The 17,182-nt window shown below is 74.3% G+C and carries 19 protein-coding genes; 14 read left to right on the top strand and 5 right to left on the bottom strand.

The annotated features are described in order from the left end of the window. The first annotated feature begins 235 nt into the window (after positions 1-235). A complete protein-coding gene (locus ACGFI2_RS01070) occupies positions 236-1,339 on the top strand; it encodes a D-alanine--D-alanine ligase family protein (protein WP_393508617.1) in 1,104 nt (367 codons plus the stop codon). A 16-nt stretch (positions 1,340-1,355) separates the two neighbouring features. Here ACGFI2_RS01070 and ACGFI2_RS01065 read toward each other — a convergent pair whose 3' ends face one another. Together ACGFI2_RS01065 and ACGFI2_RS01060 are read right to left on the bottom strand one after the other, a co-directional pair. Beyond that, a complete protein-coding gene (locus tag ACGFI2_RS01065; RefSeq protein WP_393508613.1) occupies positions 1,356-1,943 on the bottom strand; it encodes a DUF3515 family protein in 588 nt (195 codons plus the stop codon). Continuing rightward, complete coding sequence (locus ACGFI2_RS01060) at positions 1,944-2,177, bottom strand: Lrp/AsnC ligand binding domain-containing protein (protein ID WP_013284547.1); 234 nt, start codon at positions 2,175-2,177, stop codon at positions 1,944-1,946. Positions 2,178-2,342: 165 nt separating this feature from the next. Here ACGFI2_RS01060 and ACGFI2_RS01055 point away from each other — a divergent pair, with 165 nt between their 5' ends. Both ACGFI2_RS01055 and ACGFI2_RS01050 read left to right on the top strand, forming a co-directional pair. Continuing rightward, complete coding sequence (locus ACGFI2_RS01055; RefSeq protein ID WP_393508607.1) at positions 2,343-3,281, top strand: thiamine-phosphate kinase; 939 nt, start codon at positions 2,343-2,345, stop codon at positions 3,279-3,281. A gap of 88 nt (positions 3,282-3,369) precedes the next feature. Next, positions 3,370-3,837, top strand: coding sequence for a GNAT family N-acetyltransferase (locus ACGFI2_RS01050; protein WP_393508604.1), 468 nt, complete (start codon positions 3,370-3,372; stop codon positions 3,835-3,837). A 3-nt stretch (positions 3,838-3,840) separates the two neighbouring features. Here ACGFI2_RS01050 and ACGFI2_RS01045 read toward each other — a convergent pair whose 3' ends face one another. Together ACGFI2_RS01045 and rpmB are read right to left on the bottom strand one after the other, a co-directional pair. Continuing rightward, a complete protein-coding gene (locus ACGFI2_RS01045; protein ID WP_393508601.1) occupies positions 3,841-5,097 on the bottom strand; it encodes an ATP-grasp domain-containing protein in 1,257 nt (418 codons plus the stop codon). Positions 5,098-5,280: 183 nt separating this feature from the next. After that, positions 5,281-5,472, bottom strand: coding sequence for a 50S ribosomal protein L28 (gene rpmB, locus ACGFI2_RS01040; RefSeq protein WP_046569512.1), 192 nt, complete (start codon positions 5,470-5,472; stop codon positions 5,281-5,283). 208 nt (positions 5,473-5,680) lie between these two features. On the opposite strand from rpmB, the gene ACGFI2_RS01035 reads away from it, so the two are divergent. From ACGFI2_RS01035 to ACGFI2_RS01025, 3 genes are read left to right on the top strand one after another with little or no spacing between them, the layout of a single operon-like run. Then, a complete protein-coding gene (locus ACGFI2_RS01035) occupies positions 5,681-7,294 on the top strand; it encodes a DAK2 domain-containing protein (RefSeq protein WP_393508597.1) in 1,614 nt (537 codons plus the stop codon). Then, entirely contained in the window at positions 7,291-9,492 is a 2,202-nt protein-coding gene (recG, locus tag ACGFI2_RS01030; protein ID WP_393508594.1) for an ATP-dependent DNA helicase RecG, read from the top strand. Before ACGFI2_RS01035 ends, recG begins: the two co-directional genes overlap by 4 nt. Before the next feature lie 37 nt (positions 9,493-9,529). Further along, positions 9,530-10,468 (top strand): serine hydrolase domain-containing protein, encoded by a 939-nt coding sequence (locus ACGFI2_RS01025; RefSeq protein WP_393508591.1) that lies wholly within the window; start codon positions 9,530-9,532, stop codon positions 10,466-10,468. Between the two features lie 134 nt (positions 10,469-10,602). On the opposite strand, the gene ACGFI2_RS01020 is transcribed toward ACGFI2_RS01025, so the two are convergent. Continuing rightward, positions 10,603-11,544 (bottom strand): cell wall anchor protein, encoded by a 942-nt coding sequence (locus ACGFI2_RS01020; protein ID WP_393508588.1) that lies wholly within the window; start codon positions 11,542-11,544, stop codon positions 10,603-10,605. 246 nt (positions 11,545-11,790) lie between these two features. On the opposite strand from ACGFI2_RS01020, the gene rsmD reads away from it, so the two are divergent. The 8 genes from rsmD to mutM all read left to right on the top strand — a co-directional run bounded on the left by rsmD (position 11,791) and on the right by mutM (position 17,142). After that, entirely contained in the window at positions 11,791-12,354 is a 564-nt protein-coding gene (gene rsmD, locus ACGFI2_RS01015; RefSeq protein ID WP_393508585.1) for a 16S rRNA (guanine(966)-N(2))-methyltransferase RsmD, read from the top strand. Next, positions 12,351-12,827 carry a pantetheine-phosphate adenylyltransferase gene (gene coaD / locus ACGFI2_RS01010; RefSeq protein WP_393508582.1) on the top strand — a complete coding sequence of 159 codons (477 nt, stop codon included), beginning with the start codon at positions 12,351-12,353 and terminating at the stop codon, positions 12,825-12,827. Before rsmD ends, coaD begins: the two co-directional genes overlap by 4 nt. Positions 12,828-13,036: 209 nt before the next feature. Beyond that, positions 13,037-13,534: a hypothetical protein gene (locus ACGFI2_RS01005; RefSeq protein WP_393508579.1), complete on the top strand. Its 498-nt coding sequence runs from the start codon at positions 13,037-13,039 to the stop codon at positions 13,532-13,534. 126 nt (positions 13,535-13,660) lie between these two features. Further along, a complete protein-coding gene (locus tag ACGFI2_RS01000; RefSeq protein WP_393508577.1) occupies positions 13,661-14,224 on the top strand; it encodes a YceD family protein in 564 nt (187 codons plus the stop codon). A 5-nt stretch (positions 14,225-14,229) separates the two neighbouring features. After that, entirely contained in the window at positions 14,230-14,403 is a 174-nt protein-coding gene (gene rpmF, locus ACGFI2_RS00995) for a 50S ribosomal protein L32 (RefSeq protein WP_089156974.1), read from the top strand. Between the two features lie 96 nt (positions 14,404-14,499). Beyond that, the gene (locus ACGFI2_RS00990; RefSeq protein ID WP_393510030.1) at positions 14,500-15,495 is read left to right on the top strand and encodes a phosphate acyltransferase PlsX; all 996 of its coding nucleotides are present in this window, start codon (positions 14,500-14,502) and stop codon (positions 15,493-15,495) included. Then, entirely contained in the window at positions 15,492-16,292 is an 801-nt protein-coding gene (rnc, locus tag ACGFI2_RS00985; protein ID WP_393508574.1) for a ribonuclease III, read from the top strand. The genes ACGFI2_RS00990 and rnc overlap by 4 nt, the downstream gene beginning before the upstream one ends. Beyond that, positions 16,285-17,142, top strand: a complete 858-nt coding sequence (mutM, locus tag ACGFI2_RS00980) for a bifunctional DNA-formamidopyrimidine glycosylase/DNA-(apurinic or apyrimidinic site) lyase (protein WP_393508571.1) — start codon at positions 16,285-16,287, stop codon at positions 17,140-17,142. Before rnc ends, mutM begins: the two co-directional genes overlap by 8 nt. Positions 17,143-17,182: the final 40 nt, after the last annotated feature.

The following is a 17,182-nucleotide window of genomic DNA, read 5'->3' as shown; positions in this document are numbered from 1 at the left end:
CGGGCCCGACCCCGTGGACGCGGCGACCGGGGTCGGGGAGCCGGGCGGCCGGTGGCAGGTCCCGCCGCCGGCCGCCCGCGCCGTTACTCCCTGTATATGGCGCCTTGACCGTTTGCCACCTGGCTCCGCGTCTCCCCGGGTATCGACCACCGCCCCCGACAACGCACAGTAAGGTCAACCGGGTGAGCGCCACCGGCGAGCACGGCCAGCCGCAGCCGCGAACGATGAGGTGACCATGACCACCCCAGGCAAGACCCGTGTGGCGATCGTCTTCGGCGGCCGCAGCCCCGAACACGGCATCTCGTGCGTCAGCGCCGGCAGCGTGCTGGCCGCCCTCGACGCGGACGAGTTCGAGGTCGTCCCGGTCGGCATCACCCGGCAGGGCCAGTGGGTGCTCGCCAGCGGCGACCCGGCGCAGCTCGCCATCGCCGATCGCAAGCTGCCCGAGATCACCGCCGGCTCCGGCGCCGAACTGGTGCTGCGCGCCGACCCGGCCGCCGGTGGCCTGATGGTGCTCGACCCGACCCAGGGCCCGGTGGCGCTGGCCGATGTCGACGTGGTCTTCCCCGTGCTGCACGGCGCGTACGGCGAGGACGGCACCATCCAGGGCATGCTGGAGATGGCGGACATCCCCTACGTCGGGGCGAACGTGTTCGCGTCCGCCGCCGCCATGGACAAGGAGTTCACCAAGAAGCTCTGCGCGGCCGAGGGCATCCCGGTCGGCCCGTACGCGGTGCTGCGCGCCGGCATGTCGCTGTGCGAGGAGGACAAGGAGCGCCTCGGGCTGCCGGTCTTCGTCAAGCCGTCCCGGGCCGGCTCCTCGTTCGGCATCACCAAGGTCGACGACTGGGCGCAGTTGGACGCCGCCCTGGCCACCGCGCGGGAGATCGACAGCAAGGTGCTGGTCGAGGGCGCCGTGGTGGGCCGCGAGATCGAGTGCGGCGTGCTGGAGGGCGAGGCCGGCGGCGCGCCCGAGGCGTCGGTGCTCGCCGAGGTGCGGATGATCGGCGACCGCGACTGGTACGACTTCGAGGCCAAGTACATCTTCGCCGACGAGGTCTGCGAGTACGACGTCCCGGCCGGCCTGCCCGACGCGGTGACCCGGCAGGTGCGCGACTACGCCACCCGCGCCTTCACCGCGCTGGACTGCTCCGGCCTGGCCCGGGTCGACTTCTTCGTCACCCCGGAGCTGGACGTCTATCTCAACGAGATCAACACGATGCCGGGCTTCACCCCGACGTCGATGTTCCCGCGCATGTGGGCGGCCAGCGGGCTGGAATATCCGAAGCTGGTCAACCGGCTGATCCGGACCGCCCTGCAGCGCCGCGCCGGCCGCTGACCGGCCGGCGCGGGCGTCAGCCGGAGCAGCCCGAGGGAACCTGCTTCGCCGAGGGAACCGTGCTGACGATCGTGTCCGAGATCGGGGTCACCCACTGCAGCGGCTGCTCGTACGTCTTCGGCACCCGTACCCGGACCGGGGTCTCCCGGTCGACGGTGGTCAGCACCGTGGCGTCGGCCTCCTGCACCGGGTGCCAGCAGACCTGGTTCACCGTCCACACCTCGTCGGTGGGCGGCACCAGCGGCGCGGTCCCGCCGCAGGCCACGGTGAGCGCCGGGTCGCCGTAGGCGGCGTTCTGCTCCGGGCCCGCGGTGACCGGACGCTGCCGCAGGTCACGCACGCTGTCGGGCAGCTGCGACACCAGCGCGCGGCAGAGGATCGCCGGGCGCTGGGCCAGCGCCGGGGCGGGCAGCTCGACCGGCGCGCTCGACTGCGCCCGAGGGCTGGCCGGGGCGCTCGGCGTGGCGTCCGGCGACTCGGGAGCCAGCTTGGCGAAGGTGAAGCCGGCCACCGCCACGGTCACCGGCACCGCCACCAGGGTCGCCCAGAGCGCGGCACGGCGGGTGCGGTGGTCCCGGCGCGGGGTGGTCTCCGTCTCGTCCACTTACAGCCGCACCACCGAACACGTGAGGGTGCGGGTGATGCCGGGCACCATCTGCACCTTGCTGACGATGAGTTTTCCCAGCTCGTCGACCGTGTTCGCCTCGGTGAGCACGACCACGTCGTAGGGCCCGGTGACGGCGTCGACCCGAACCACGCCGGCAAGGTCCGCGATCAGACCGGCCACGTCACGCGCCCGACCGACCTCGGTCTGGATGAGGATGTACGCCTGTACCACGACTCGACCTCCGTCCGTCGCCGCCTGGGGCGGCCCGAAGGGTGAAACTACCGCACCGGGCGGGGGTGATCCCTATCGGTCGCCAGGTGGACGCGGTGAGCGAGCACGCGGGTACGGGGACAGGGGTGGGACGTGCGGGACGACGGAGCGGGACGAGGGGACGGCATGACGGTCGCGGGTGTCGGGGAGTTCGGGCTGATCGACCGGGTGACCGCCCGGCTGTCGTACGGGGAGAGCTGCCTGCTCGGCCCCGGCGACGACGCCGCGCTGGTGGCGGCGCCGGATCGGCGGGTGGTCGCCTCCACCGACGTGCTGGTCGAGGGGCGGCACTTCCGCCGGGACTGGTCGTCGGCGCGGGACGTCGGGCACCGGGCGGCGGCGGCCAATCTCGCCGACGTCGCCGCCATGGGGGCCACCCCGACCGCGCTGCTGGTCGCGCTCTGCATGCCGGCCGAGCTGGACCCGGCCTGGGCGGAGGAACTGGCCGACGGGCTGGGCGCGGAGGCGGCCCTGGTCGGCGCGAGCGTGGTCGGCGGGGACATGTCGGCCAGCCCGACGCTGACCGTCGCGGTGACCGCGCTCGGCGACCTGGCCGGCCGGCCGCCGGTGGTCCGCTCCGGGGCCGGGCCGGGCGACGTGGTGGCGCTCGCCGGGCGGACCGGCTGGGCGGCGGCCGGCTTCACCGTGCTGTCCCGCGGCTTCCGCACGCCCCGCCTGCTTGTCGAGGCGTTCCGCCGGCCCGAGGTGCCCTACGCCGCCGGGCCGGCGGCCGCGGCGGCCGGCGCCACCGCCATGATCGACGTGTCGGACGGGCTGCTCGCCGACCTCGGGCACGTGGCGGCGGCCAGCGGGGTGGCGATCGACCTGCACCGGGACGCGTTCGAGGTGCCCCGGCAGATGCGCGACGCGGCGCAGGCGCTCGGCGTCGACCCGTACACCTGGATCCTGGCCGGCGGCGACGACCACGCCCTGGCGGCGACGTTCCCGGCGGGCGCGGCGCTGCCGGACGGCTGGCGGCCGGTCGGGCGGGTGACCGACGGCGCCGGGGTCACCGTCGACGGCGCCGGCTACGACGGCCCGCCCGGCTGGGACCACTTCCGTTAGGAGACGCCGCGGCACGCGCCGCAGTGATCTGCGTCCGACCTCGGCGGCCGGGCCGGCCCGGCGTCGGGGCCGGTCGTAGCCTGGCCCGGTGAGTGAGATCGAGATCCTCCAGCGGCGCTTCGACGCGCCCGAGTCGCAGGCGTTGATCCGGGCGGCGCTGGCCGACCTGGGCACGCGGTACGGCGGCGGCGGCGACGAGACGCCTGTCGACGCGGCCGAGTTCGTCCCGCCGGCCGGCGCGTTCCTGGTCGCCTACCTGGACGGGCGGCCGGTGGGCTGTGGCGGCTGGCGCAGCCACGGTGAGGACGGCGACGCGGCCGAGCTGAAGCGGATGTACACCGCGCCGGCCGCGCGGGGCCGGGGCGTGGCCCGTTCGGTGCTCGCCGCGATCGAGCGGTCCGCGCGCGACGCCGGCCGCAAACGGATCGTGCTGGAGTGTGGCGACAAGCAGCCCGAGGCGATCGCCATGTACACGTCGGCCGGCTACGAGCGGATCCCGAACTTCGGCTACTACAAGGACGCGCCGGGCTGCCTGTCGTTCGGCCGCACGCTCTGACCGTCAGCCGACGGTGATGCGGATCTCCGCGGCGGCGCGGCGGGCCGCGACCGCCGCCTCGTCCGGGGTGGCGCCCCACGCCATCAGGTGTCCGCTGCGGTGCGCCGAGGAGAGCAGCTCGGGCACGGTCTGCCCGACCTTCGTCTCGACCTGCACGTCGAGCACCCCGGGCACCCGCAGCGCGGCCCGCCGGCCGTCCACCGCGGTGACCCGGCCGGGCGGGGCGACCAGGAACTCGATCGCCGCCGCGCCGGTCGGCCGCTGCGGCAGCGCCGGACGCTCGCCGCACAGCACCCGCAGGTACGCCTCGATGACGTCCCGCTCGTAGGCGATCGAGATGAGCGCGGTGATCATGTCGCCGGGCATCCGGGCCGCGCACTCGACGAGCGTCGGCACGCCGCCGACCAGGATCCACTCGCTGTGCAGCATGCCGCTGCGGAAGCCGGCCGCCTCGGCGAGGCGTACCGCCGCGGACCGCAGCGCGTCGTGTTCGGCCGGGGGCAGCGCGGACGGCACGGTGTGCCCGGTTTCCACCGGGTACCGGCCGCCGGCGACCCGCTTGTCGGTGACGTTCGCGAAGAGCACCTCGCCGTCGGCGACCAGCAGCTCCACGCTGTGCTCGGAGCCGACCAGCAACTCCTCGACCAGCACGCCGGTGGGCAGGCCCCGCTCGGTGGCCTCGGCCGGCTCGGGCGGGGTGGCGCTGGCCGCCCAGCGGGCCGGCAGCTCGGCCGGGTCGGTGATCAGCTGCACGCCGAGGCTGCCCGAGCGGCGGGTCGGCTTGAGCACGCACCGGCCGCCGTGCGCCCGGGCGAACCCGGCCGCCCGGTCCGGGTCGCCGACCAGCTCGTAGGCGGGGTTGGCCAGGCCGATCCGGTCGGCGAGCAGGCGCATCCGGTGCTTGTCGGAGAAGACCTCCGCGGCGGTCACCCCGGCGCCGGGCAGGCCCAACCGGTCGGCCAGCCGGGCGGTGGCGCCCACCGCGTACTCCAGGCCGGGCAGGACCAGCCGCGCGCCGGCCAGGTCGGGCTCCCGGGCGAGCAGGTCGTCGACGTCCAGGCCGGTCTGGTATTCCGCCGCCACCAGCCGGCCGATCAGCGGCAGCTCGGCGGCGAACCGGGCCAGGTCGCGGCGGCGGATCACGTCCGGCTCCTCGACCAGCACCACGCTGCCGGCCGGCAGCTCCTGGTCGAACCAGCGCAGCGAGCCGAACGACCCGCCCACCACCACCAGTTGCTCGCGACCCAGATCGAGGTGCACCGGTCGTTCCTCCCCACGGCTCGCGCCGGAACCGGACGGCCGGCGCAGCAGCACCCTAACCGGCGGATGCCAGCAGGTCGCCGTACGGTCGGTCAGCCGTCGTCGCGGGTCGGTGGACACGACAGAAGCCGGCGACCCCGAGGGGGCCGCCGGCGACCGACGATGTCCGGTGGTGCTGCCGCGTCAGGCGCGGGTGACCTTGCCGGCCTTGATGCAGGAGGTGCACACCTGAAGCTTCTTGGTGGTGCCGCCACCGGCCGGGGTACGCACCGACTGGATGTTCGGGTTCCAGCGGCGGTTGGTCTTCTTCTTGGACCAGGGCACGTTGTGGCCGAAGCCCGGCCCCTTGCCACAGACGTCGCACACGCTAGCCACGGGATACTCCTGGGATTGATACGTTCATGAGGTCGCCGCCAGGCGCAGCCCGGGCAACCTGGCCAGGTTACCCGATGCCGATCCGTACGCCCAACCGGCCCTTCGCCGGCCCCCCAGCCTACCGGCCGGCCGGACCCGACCGCCCCGCCGGTTCGGACACGCCGGAGGACCCCGGCGCGTGTCGGTGCGCGCCAGTAGGCTTCCCGACGTGCTGGACACCCTCGACGCGGCCGCGGTGCGCCGCTGGTGCACGAGTGGGCTGGCCGCCCTCCGGCGGCACCAGGGCGAGATCGACGACCTCAACGTCTATCCGGTGCCGGACGGCGACACCGGCACCAACCTGGTGCTCACGCTCACCTCGGCGCAGCAGGCCCTGGCGATGGACCTGGGCACCCTGCCCGACGACGGGCACACCCCGCACGGGCACGCGCTGCGGTTGATGGCGCAGGGCGCGCTGCTCGGCGCGCGGGGCAACTCCGGGGTGATCCTCTCGCAGATCCTGCGCGGCCTGGCCGACACGCTCGGCGCCGCGCCGGCGGTCCGGGGCCGCCAGCTCGCCGGCGCGTTGGCCGACGCCACCACCGCCGCCTACGCCGCGGTCGCCCGCCCGGTCGAGGGCACCCTGCTCAGTGTGGTCGCCGCCGCGGCCGCCGCGGCCCAGCGGGCGGACAGCGACGACCTGCGGGCGGTGGCCCGGGCCGCGGCCGAGGCGGCCGCCCGGGCGCTGGCCCGCACCCCGGAGCAACTGCCCGAGCTGGCCCGCGCCGGTGTGGTCGACGCCGGCGGGCGCGGGCTGTGCCTGCTGCTCGACGCGCTGGTCGAGGTCATCACGGGGGAGAGCCCCGAGCAGCCGGCGCCGGCGCCGCCCGCGCTCCGCCGGCCCGGCACCGCCGCCCGGGAGACCGGCTCCCAGGCGTACGCCTACGAGGTGCAGTACCTGCTCGACGCCACCGACGAGGCGGTGGCCCGACTGCGCGACGAGTTGGCGGCGCTCGGCGACTCGCTGGCGGTGGTCGGTGACGGCGCCGGCACCTGGAACGTGCACGTGCACGTCAACGACGTGGGCGCCGCCGTCGAGGCGGGCGTGGTCGCCGGCCGGCCGCACCGGATCACGGTGACCCGCTTCGCCGACCGGACCGCCCCGGCGCCCGAGCCGGCGGTGACGCGGCCCGACGGCCGGGCCGCCGTGGTGGTGGCGACCGGCGCCGGCATCGCCGAGCTGTTCGCCGCCGAGGGCGCCGTGGTGGTCCCCGCCAACCCGTCCACCGGCGAGCTGCTCGACGCGATCCGGGCCACCGGCGCGGCCCGGGTGGTGGTGCTGCCCAACGACCCGAACACGCAGTCGGTGGCGAGCGCGGCGGCGAGGGAGGCGCACGGCCTGGGCGTGAAGGTGAGCGTGGTGCCGACCCGCTCCCCGGTGCAGGCGCTCGCGGCGTTGGCCGTGCGCGACCCGAAGCGACGCTTCGAGGACGACGTGATCGCGATGGCCGAGGCGGCCGGCGCCTGCCGCTACGCCGAGGTCTGCCACGCCGGCCGCGAGGCGCTCACCGTCGCCGGCCCGTGCCGGCCGGGCGACGTGCTGGCCCTGGTGGAGGGTGAGGTGCACCTGATCGGGCAGGATCTGACCGACACCTGCACGGCCGTGGTCGACCGGATGCTCGGCGGCGGTGGCGAGCTGGTCACGTTGCTCTGCGGGGCGGACGCCCCGGCCGGGTTGGCCGACCGGGTCCGCGCCCACGTCGAGCGGTCCTGGCCGTTCGTCGAGGTGCAGGCGTACGAGGGCGGCCAGCCGTACTATCCGCTCCTGCTGGGGGTCGAATGACGAGCGATCCGTCGACGGTGGACACGCCGCTGAAGAAGCTGGTGGGGGAGAAGACCGCCAAGGCCCTGGCCGCCCACCTCGACCTGCACACCGCGGGTGACCTGATCTACCACTTCCCGCGCCGCTACGACGAGCGCGGCGAGCACACCGACATCCGCTCGCTGGACGTGGGGGAGCAGGTCACCGTGCTGGCCCAGGTGCAGCGCACCGCGGTCCGCCCGATGCGGCAGCGACGCGGCAACCTGCTGGAGGTCACCGTCGGCGACGGCTCCGGCGGCGTGCTCACCTGCACCTTCTTCGGCAACCAGGCGTGGCGGGAACGGGAGCTACGCCCGGGCCGGTGGGGGCTGTTCGCCGGCAAGGTGACCGAGTTCCGGGGCAGGCGGCAGCTCAACGGCCCGGAATACGTCCTGCTCGGCGAGGGCGGGGACGGCGAGGCGGCGGCCAACGATGAGGTCGAGGAGTTCGCCGGCGCGCTGATCCCGGTCTACCCGGCCGCCGCCGCGGTGCCGACCTGGGTGATCGCCCGCTGCGTACGGGTGGTGCTGGACACGTTCACCCCGCCGGACGATCCGCTGCCGGCCACCGTGCGGGCCACCCGCAACCTGGCCGGTATCGGCGGCGCGTTGCGCGAGATCCATCGGCCGACCAGCAAGGAGGCGCTCTACCGGGCCCGTCGCCGGCTCAAGTGGGACGAGGCGTTCGCGGTGCAGCTCACGCTGGTGCAGCGCAAGCACCGGGCGGCGGCGTGGCCGGCACGGTCCCGGCCGGCGAAGGCGGGTGGTCTGCTGGACGCGTTCGACGCCCGCCTGCCCTACGAGTTGACGTCCGGCCAGCAGGTGGTGGGGCGGGAGATCGCCGCCGACCTGGCCACCGCCCACCCGATGCACCGGCTGCTGCAGGGCGAGGTGGGTTCCGGCAAGACCGTGGTGGCGCTGCGCGCCATGCTCCAGGTGGTGGACGCCGGCGGTCAGGCCGCGCTGCTCGCCCCGACCGAGGTGCTCGCCGCCCAGCATCACCGAGGCATCCTCGACCTGCTCGGCCCGCTCGGCCAGGCCGGTGAGCTGGGCGCCGCCGACGACGCGACCCGGGTCGAGCTGGTCACCGGCTCGCTGGGCGCGGCGGCCCGGCGGCGTGCGCTGGCCGAGGTGGCGGAGGGGCGAGCCGGCATCGTGCTCGGCACGCACGCCCTGCTCTACGAGGGCGTCGACTTCGCCGACCTGGGCCTGGTGGTGGTCGACGAGCAGCACCGGTTCGGCGTGGAGCAGCGGGACGCGTTGCGCGCCAAGGCCGACCAGCCGCCGCACGTGCTGGTGATGACCGCCACCCCGATCCCGCGCACGGTCGCCATGACCGTCTACGGCGACCTGGAGACCTCCACGCTGTCCCAGTTGCCGCAGGGCCGCTCGCCGATCGCCTCGCACGTGGTCCCGGCCGCCGAGAAGCCGGCCTTCCTCGACCGGGCCTGGCGCCGGTTGCGCGAGGAGGTCGGCAAGGGCCACCAGGCGTACGTGGTCTGCCCGCGGATCGGTGAGGGACCGGTTTCCGACGAGGAGGCGCCGCGGGAGGACGACAACGGTCGTCGACCGCCGCTCGCGGTGACCGAGGTGGCCCCGCTGCTCGCCGAGGGGCCGCTGCACGGGCTGCGGATCGGGGTGCTGCACGGGCGGCTGCCGGCCGACGAGAAGGACGCGGTGATGCGCGCCTACGCCGCCGGCGACCTGGACGTGCTGGTCGCGACCACGGTGGTCGAGGTGGGCGTCAATGTGCCCAACGCCACCGTGATGATCGTGCTGGACGCCGACCGGTTCGGCGTCTCCCAGCTGCACCAGCTGCGCGGGCGGGTGGGCCGTGGTGCGGCCGCCGGGCTCTGCCTGCTGGTCACCGAGGCGGCCGAGGGCTCGTCCGCCCGCGAGCGGCTGGACGCGGTGGCCTCCACCACCGACGGGTTCAAGCTGGCGGAGCTCGACCTGGAGCAGCGCCGGGAGGGCGACGTGCTCGGCGCCACCCAGTCCGGCCGGCGCTCGCACCTGCGGCTGCTGTCGCTGAGACGCGACACCGACCTGATCCGGGACGCCCGGGCCGAGGCGATCGCCCTGGTCGAGGAGGATCCGGAGCTGGCCCGCCATCCGGCCCTGGCGGCGTCGGTCGCCGCGCTTGTCGACGAGGAGCGTGCCGAATACCTGGAGAAGGGCTGACCCGCGCCGGTGGCGGGGCTCGCCTAGGCTCCGGCGGATGTCGATCTTCTCGCACGATCGCGGCGTGCTGCTGCTGGCCCGGGGCGACGAGGTCCTGGTGGATCGGGTCGCCGGCGCGGCCGACGGGTCCACCGGAGCGCCCTGCACCCCGGCCACCCGGTTCCAGATCGCCTCGATCAGCAAACAGATGGCGGCCGTCGCGGTGCTGCTGCTCGCCGAGCGGGGCGTGCTGCGCCTGACCGACCCGGTCGTGCGGTGGCTGCCCGACCGGCCGCCGACGTGGTCCGGCATCACGCTGCACCACCTGCTCACCCACACCTCCGGGCTGGGCCACTGGGAGGAGCACCCGGTCGTCGACCTCGTCGCACCGGCCGAGCCGGACGACCTGCTCGCCGCGTTCGCCGCCGTGCCGCCGCTGTTCCGGCCCGGCGCGGCGTGGCACTACAGCAGCCCAGGCTACGTGTTGCTGGCCCGGGCCGTGGAGCGGGCGACCGGCCGGCCGTACGCCGAGTTCCTCGCCGAGGAGGTTTTCGCGCCGCTGGGGATGACGGGCAGTTTCGCCGGGCCGGGCGACGGGCGACCGGAGGTGGCGGTCGGGCACGAGGGCGGCCGACCGGTGCCGTCGTGGGACCTGGCGACCGTGAGCATGGGCGCCGGTGACGTCTGGTGCACCGCGGCGGACCTGCTCACCTGGCTGGACGTGCCGCGCCGGGGCCGGCTGCTCACCCCGGCCTCGGTGGCCGCGATGACCGCGCCGCACGCGCCGACCGGCCGGCCCGGCGAGGCGTACGGCTACGGGTTCTTCGTCGGCCCGCTGGCGGGTCGGCGGGCGGTGCACCATTCCGGGGACAACGGGGGCTACAAGGCGTTCGCCGCCTGGCTGCCCGCCTCGGACCAGCGGCTCGTGCTGCTGACCAACCAGGCCGAGGTCGACCCGGTCGCGGTCACCTCGTTGCTCTCACCGGACCGAGGTTGATCCACACCGCCTCGGCGAGGTGGCGGCATCCCGGGCGCTGCGACCCCACCACTTCGGCGTAACGGAGTGGATCACAAGCGCCGAGGGCGCGCCGACCGGGTGGTCGACGCGCCCTCGGCGGTGGAGCTGGTGGATCAGGCGGTGAAGCTGATCCGGCGGCGACGGGCCACCACGTACAGCACCGCGCCGGCGGCCAGCAGCAGCACGGCGCCACCGGCGATGGCACCCGCGGCCGGGCCGGTCACCGGCAGGCCGCCACCCTGGCCGGAGCAGTCCTCCGGCTGGGTGTACGGGATGGTCTCGGCGTCCTCGACCACGTCGTACTTCACGGTGACCTTGAGGCCCTGGTAGGCGTCGAACTCGACCGAGCTGGTCTTGCCCGGCTCGGAGACGAGCTTCTTGGTGACGCCCTTCTCGGTGGTCAGCGTGGCGGTGAAGGGGACGCCCTTCGCCGGGTTCTCCACGGTGAAGGTCATCGAGTCGCAGTCCTGGTCCAGCTTGAAGATCGGCTCCGCCGGGGCGGACGGCGTCGCGGACGGGCTCGGCGGGGTGGAGGCGGACGGCGTCGGGGTGGGCTCCGGCGACTCGGTCGGCTCCGGGGTGACGCTCGGCGACGGGGACAGCGACGTGGGCGACGGCGAGGGGCTCTCCTCGACCTCACAGTCGCGGGTGGGCTGGGCCACCACGGTGCGCTCGCCGTCGTGCGACTGCCGGCCCCGCTCCCAGTGCGCCCCGACGGTCAGCTTCAGCTCGGGGATGGCGCCGGTGAACGTGTAGGTCTGGGTGCCGGTCAGCGGCCCTTCGCTCTGCTTCTTCAGTTCCGCGCCCACCGCCAGGCCGCCGGTGATGTCACCGGGCACGGTGGACTCGAGCTTGGTGATCCGGCCGGAGATGTCCCGCTCGCTGCTGATCACCGACCAGTTGACGGTGACCTTGCCGTCCTTGGTGGCGCAGTAGCTGCCGGAGGGCTCGGGGTGGTGGGCCGCGGCCGGGCCGGCGACGGTGGCCACGCCGGCGAGGCCGATCAGCGCGCCGGCGGTGAGGACGGCGGCACGCCGGAGGTGGAGACGGTTCACGTCTTCTCCTGAGGAGGGGAGGATGGGAGAGGGCGCGGCGGGCGGACCGGAGTCACGCGTCCGCACGGCAACCGGGCAGACCCTAGCGAGATCGACACCGCGGGCGTTACCGCGATCTACGGGTCGTAAAGGGTCCGTTATGAATTCGAGATCATTGATATACGTCGGGTCACGAGCCGTCGCTCCGGGTGCGCTGCCGGCCGTTCCCGGAGTCCAGTAGCGTCGGGGCATGCGCAGGGGACGACGGTGACCCGGATCGTGGCCGGCACGCTCGGTGGGCGGCGGATCGCCGCGCCGCCCGGCGCCGGCACCCGACCGACCTCGGACCGGGTTCGGGAGGCGCTGTTCAGCGCCGTGCAGGCCGACCTCGACCTGGCCGGGGCGCGGTTCGCCGACCTCTACGCCGGGTCCGGCGCGGTCGGTCTGGAGGCGCTGTCCCGCGGCGCGGCCCACGTGCTGCTGGTCGAGTCGGACGCCCGGGCCGCCCGGGTGATCCGGGAGAATATCGCCGCGCTCCGGGCCGCGCCGGCCGCACGCCTGGTCACCGGGAAGGTGGGCGGCGTGCTGGCGGCCGGGCCGGACGGCGGGCCGTACGACGTGGTCTTCGCCGATCCGCCCTACGCGGCGCCGGACGCGGAGATCACCGCGGTGCTGGCCGCGCTGGTCGACGGCGGCTGGCTCGCCCCGGACGCCCTGGTGGTCCTGGAGCGGTCCAGCCGCACCGGCCCGGTCGGCTGGGTGGAGGGCGTCACTGGGGAACGCAGTCGCCGCTACGGCGAGACCACCCTTTGGTACGGTCGCCGATCATGAGACGTGCGGTCTGCCCGGGCTCGTTCGACCCGGTCACCAACGGTCACCTCGACATCATCGGCCGGGCGAGCCGACTCTTCGACGAGGTGATCGTCGGCGTGTTGATCAACCAGTCGAAGCAGGGGTTGTTCACGGTCGAGGAGCGGATCAAGATGCTCCGCGAGGTGACCTCCTCGTACGACAACGTCCGGGTGGCGTCCTTCCGCGGCCTGCTCGTCGACTTCTGTCGGGACCAGCAGGCGACCGTGCTGATCAAGGGCCTGCGCGCGGTCAGCGACTTCGACTACGAGCTGCAGATGGCCCAGATGAACGTCGGTCTGGCCGGCGTGGAGACGCTCTTCATGCCGACCAACCCGCTCTACTCGTTCCTCTCCTCCAGCCTGGTCAAGGACGTGGCCAAGTGGGGCGGCGACATTTCCGCCCACGTCCCCGACCTGGTTCGCGAGCAGCTCGTGTCCCGCCTCCGCCCCTAGCACAGATCTTGCACTTGTGGCCCCGGATCCGTCCGTTCCGGGCGGAATGTCGGGGCAGAAAGTGCAAGATCAACGGTGCCGGGGGCGACGCGCCGGACGGGGGCGGGTCGGGCGGGAGTGGGTGGGGCGCGACATGATGGAGACAGCGCCGAAAATGGGCGCAGGCCGCATCATGGAGGGCGGCCGACGAAGACAGGAGTGAGGTACCGGTGGACCCGCTCGATCGCATCGACGAACTGATCGCCATGGTGGAGCAGGCCCGCTCCGTCCCGATGTCGCGCAACAACTGCATGGTCGACCGCGGCGAGATGATCGCGGTGCTCGACGAAATGCGCGCCGAGCTCCCCGCCGACCTGCGCCGCGCCGCCGCGCTGCTGGAGGAGCGGGACAAGATCATGGAGGCCGGCAAGCGTGAGGCCGACCGGATCATCAGCGAGGGTGAGGCGGAACACGCCCGGCTGGTCTCGGTGAACGAGATCACCGTCTCGGCCGAGCACGAAGGGGCCCGGATCATCGCCGAGGCGCGGGCCGAGGCGCAGCGCCTCCGCGAGGAGGTGGACGACTACGTCGACACCGCGCTGGCCAACTTCGAGCAGTTCCTGACCCGGGCGCTGGCCTCGATAGAGCGTGGTCGGGACAAGATGCACGCGCTGCGCGAGATCGGCACCTTCGCTGGGGACGAGGCCGAGCGCCCGCTACCCTTCTGAGCGGCGCACGGGCCGGTCGCCGACAGCCGGCTGCCGTCGGGCCGAGGCAGGTGAGCCCCCGGTTCGACGTTCCGCCCCCCTGCCAGGTAACCTTTTTTGTCGGCCTCTCACGGCCGGAGTCTGACTATGCCCAAACATTCGCCACGCCAACTCAACCCCAGGGCGCCGCTGGTCCTCGACACGAGGGACCTGCCGCGTCGCCCTGGCGCGTTGCGTACGCACCGGCGGGTCGTGGCGGCGCCGGCGGACCTCGGCGTGGAGTTGATCAGTGTGCCGGAGGGCGCGGACCTCGACCTCGACCTGAGGTTGCAGTCGGTGTCCGAGGGCGTGCTCGTCTCCGGGACCGTCACCGGTTCCGTCAAGGGCGAGTGCGGCCGCTGCCTGCGCGAGATCGACGACTCGGTGGTCGTGAACATCCAGGAGCTGTACGCGTACGAGGACAGCACCACGGACGAGACGACCGACGAGGACGAGGTGGGCCGGATGCAGGGCGATCTGATCGACCTGGAACCGGCGTTGCGGGACGCGGTGGTGCTCGCGCTGCCGACCAACCCGCTCTGCCGGGAGGACTGCCCAGGCCTGTGCCCCGAATGTGGGGTGCACTGGGACGATCTGCCGGCCGACCACAGTCACCAGCAGATCGACCCGCGTTGGGCGGGCCTGTCGCAACTGAACCGTACAGAGGAGTAGGAACCGTGGCCGTCCCCAAGCGCAAGATGTCGCGCAGCAACACCCGCGCCCGCCGGGCGAACTGGAAGGCCTCGGTGGTGGCGACCGTTGCCTGCCCGCAGTGCAAGTCGCCGAAGCTGCCGCACGCCGCCTGCTCCGTCTGCGGCACGTACAACGGCCGCCAGGTTCTCGAGGTCTGACCTGGACGCCGAGTGACGCCCCCGACCACTTCTCGGGCGGCGCGCGCACCACGGCTGAAGCCCGGTGCCCCGGCTCCCTCCGCCGCCGGCCGTTTCCTGGCCGGCCGGCCGTCGGAGCCGGGCACCGCGCGGATCGCCGTCGACCTCCTCGGCGGGGACGATGCTCCCGCCGTCGTGGTTGACGGCGCTCTGCGGGCGGTGCGCACCGACCCTGAGCTGCGCCTGCTGCTCGTCGGTCCGACCGAGGTCGCCGACGGGCTGATCGGCGCGCTCGATCCGGCGCAGCGCGCCCGGATCGCGGTCCGCCCGGTGCGGGCCGCCGTCGGCATGGCCGACCATCCGACCGCCGGCCGCGGCGAGAGCACGGTCCGCACGGCCGTGCAGGCCGTCCAGGACGGGCTCGCCGACGCGGTGGTCTCCGCCGGCGCCACCGGCGCCACCGTCACCGCCGCCGCGCTCGGCCTGGGCCGCTGGCCCGGGGTACGCCGACCCGCGCTGGTCGCCACGCTGCCCGCGGTCGACGGGCCGGTGGTGCTGCTGGACGTCGGTGGCACGCTCGAACCCGGTCCGGCCACGCTGGCCCGGCACGCCGTCCTCGGCGCCGCCTACGCGGCCGTGGCCCACGCGGTCGCCGCGCCCCGGGTGGGGCTGCTCTCGGTCGGGCACGAGGCGGGCAAGGGCGACCGCCTGCGTCGGGTCGCCGACCCGGCGCTCGCCGCCGTGCCGCTGCCCTGCGGCGCCCGCTACGTCGGCCTGGTCGAGGGGTACGACATCTCCCTCGGCGCCCGCGCCGACGTGGTGGTGACCGACGGATTCACCGGCAACGTCCTGCTGAAGGCCATCGAGGGCGCGTACGCCATGGCCGGCGGGCCGCCGGCGAGCGGCGGCGCGCCACGCGCGGCGGCCCTGCTCGGGGTGGCGGGCACCGTGGTGGTGTGCCACGGCGCCGCCGGCCCGGACGACGTCGCCTCGGGCATCGCCCTGGCCGCCCACCTCTGGCGTCGCGACGCCGCCGGCACGGTCCGCGCCCTGCTCGCCGAGACCCTGCACGATCCCGCACCCGACCGCAACGACACCGAGGTAGCACCATGACCAACGAGAAGCGGCGGCGTACTCCCGTCAGCCACCTGGAGGCGGCCTTCGGCGTGTCGCTCGACCCGGAGCTGCTGGAGCGCGCGCTGACCCACCGCTCGTACGCGTACGAGAACGGCGGCCTGCCCACCAACGAGCGGCTGGAGTTCCTGGGCGACTCGGTGCTCGGCGTGGTGATCACCACCGCGCTCTTCCACAACCACCCGGACCTGCCCGAGGGGCAGTTGGCGAAGCTGCGGGCCAGCGTGGTCAACATGCGCGCGCTGGCCGACGTGGCACGCGGTCTGGGTCCGGACGGGCTGGGCGCCTACCTGCTGCTGGGCAAGGGCGAGGAGGCCACCGGCGGCCGGGACAAGGCGAGCATCCTGGCCGACACGCTGGAGGCGCTGCTCGGCGCCATCTACCTGCAGTACGGCCTGGACACCGCGGCCATTGTGATCCACCGGCTGTTCGACCCGCTGATGGCGGAGTCGGCCGGCCGGGGCGCGGCGCTGGACTGGAAGACCAGCCTCCAGGAGCTGACCGCCGCGCTGGGGCTGGGCGTACCGGAATACCGGATCGAAGGCACCGGCCCGGACCACCTGAAGACGTTCACCGCCTGGGTGGTGGTGGCCGGCAACCGGTACGGCGGCGCGGACGGGCGCAGCAAGAAGGAGGCCGAGCAGCGGGCCGCCGAGTCGGCCTGGCGGATGCTGACCGAGCAGGCGGAGGCGACCGCGCGGGCCGAGGCCGAGGCGCGGGCCGAGGCCGGGGCGGCGGACCCGGAAGACGCCGCGGCGGGCGCAGGCCGTGCCTGAGCTGCCCGAGGTGGAGACCGTCCGGCAGGGGCTGGCCCAGTGGGTCGTCGGCCGGCGGATCAGCACCGTCGAGGTGCGCCACCCCCGAGCGGTACGCCGGCACGCACCGGGCGGGGCGCACTTCGCCGACGTGCTGGCCGGCCGGACCATCACCGGCGTACGCCGCCGGGGCAAGTACCTGTGGCTGCCACTGGACAGCGGGGACGCGGTGATCGGCCACCTCGGCATGTCCGGCCAGATGCTGCTCCAGCCGGTCGGGGCGGCGGACGAGCTGCACCTGCGGGTCCGGTTCCGGTTCGCCGACGACGGGCCGGAGCTGCGTTTCGTCGACCAGCGCACGTTCGGCGGGCTGTCGGTCTCCGACGGTGGGGCGGAGCTGCCGGCCGAGATCGCGCACATCGCCCGGGACCCGATGGACCCGGAGTTCTCCGACGACGGGTTCGTGGCGGCGTTGCGTCGCAGGCGTACGGAGGTCAAGCGGGCGTTGCTCGACCAGACGTTGATCTCCGGGGTGGGCAACATCTACGCCGACGAGGCGCTGTGGCGGGCGCGGCTGCACGGCGCCCGGCCGACCGACGCGCTTACCGGTCCGGCGACGCTGCGGCTGCTCGGCCACGTGCGCGACGTGCTCGGCGAGGCGATCAAGCAGGGCGGCACCAGCTTCGACGAGCTGTACGTCGACGTCAACGGCGAGAGCGGCTACTTCGACAGGTCGCTCAACGCGTACGGCCGGGAGGGTGAACCCTGCCCGCGCTGCGGCGCGCCGATCCGGCGCGAGGCGTTCATGAACCGTTCCTCCTACAGTTGCCCGCGCTGTCAGCCGCGGCCTCGGGGCAGTCTCCGGGGATGACCCGGAGCCGGTTCGGGGTTGCGCCGGTGTGCTGCGCCGG

This window comes from Micromonospora sp. NPDC049282 (assembly GCF_043197045.1).
Classification (GTDB): Bacteria; Actinomycetota; Actinomycetes; order Mycobacteriales; family Micromonosporaceae; genus Micromonospora.
Note: the sequence above shows the minus strand (reverse complement) of the source record. Positions and strands in the feature narration are given on the sequence as shown.

What these genes read in the sequence shown, in the direction of transcription:
- ACGFI2_RS01070 (WP_393508617.1), top strand. Translation starts at nt 236, where the DNA reads ATGACCACCCCAGGCAAGACCCGTGTGGCGATCGTCTTCGGCGGCCGC.
- ACGFI2_RS01055 (WP_393508607.1), top strand. Translation starts at nt 2,343, where the DNA reads ATGACGGTCGCGGGTGTCGGGGAGTTCGGGCTGATCGACCGGGTGACC.
- recG (WP_393508594.1), top strand. Translation starts at nt 7,291, where the DNA reads ATGACGAGCGATCCGTCGACGGTGGACACGCCGCTGAAGAAGCTGGTG.
- ACGFI2_RS01025 (WP_393508591.1), top strand. Translation starts at nt 9,530, where the DNA reads ATGTCGATCTTCTCGCACGATCGCGGCGTGCTGCTGCTGGCCCGGGGC.
- coaD (WP_393508582.1), top strand. Translation starts at nt 12,351, where the DNA reads ATGAGACGTGCGGTCTGCCCGGGCTCGTTCGACCCGGTCACCAACGGT.
- ACGFI2_RS01000 (WP_393508577.1), top strand. Translation starts at nt 13,661, where the DNA reads ATGCCCAAACATTCGCCACGCCAACTCAACCCCAGGGCGCCGCTGGTC.
- rnc (WP_393508574.1), top strand. Translation starts at nt 15,492, where the DNA reads ATGACCAACGAGAAGCGGCGGCGTACTCCCGTCAGCCACCTGGAGGCG.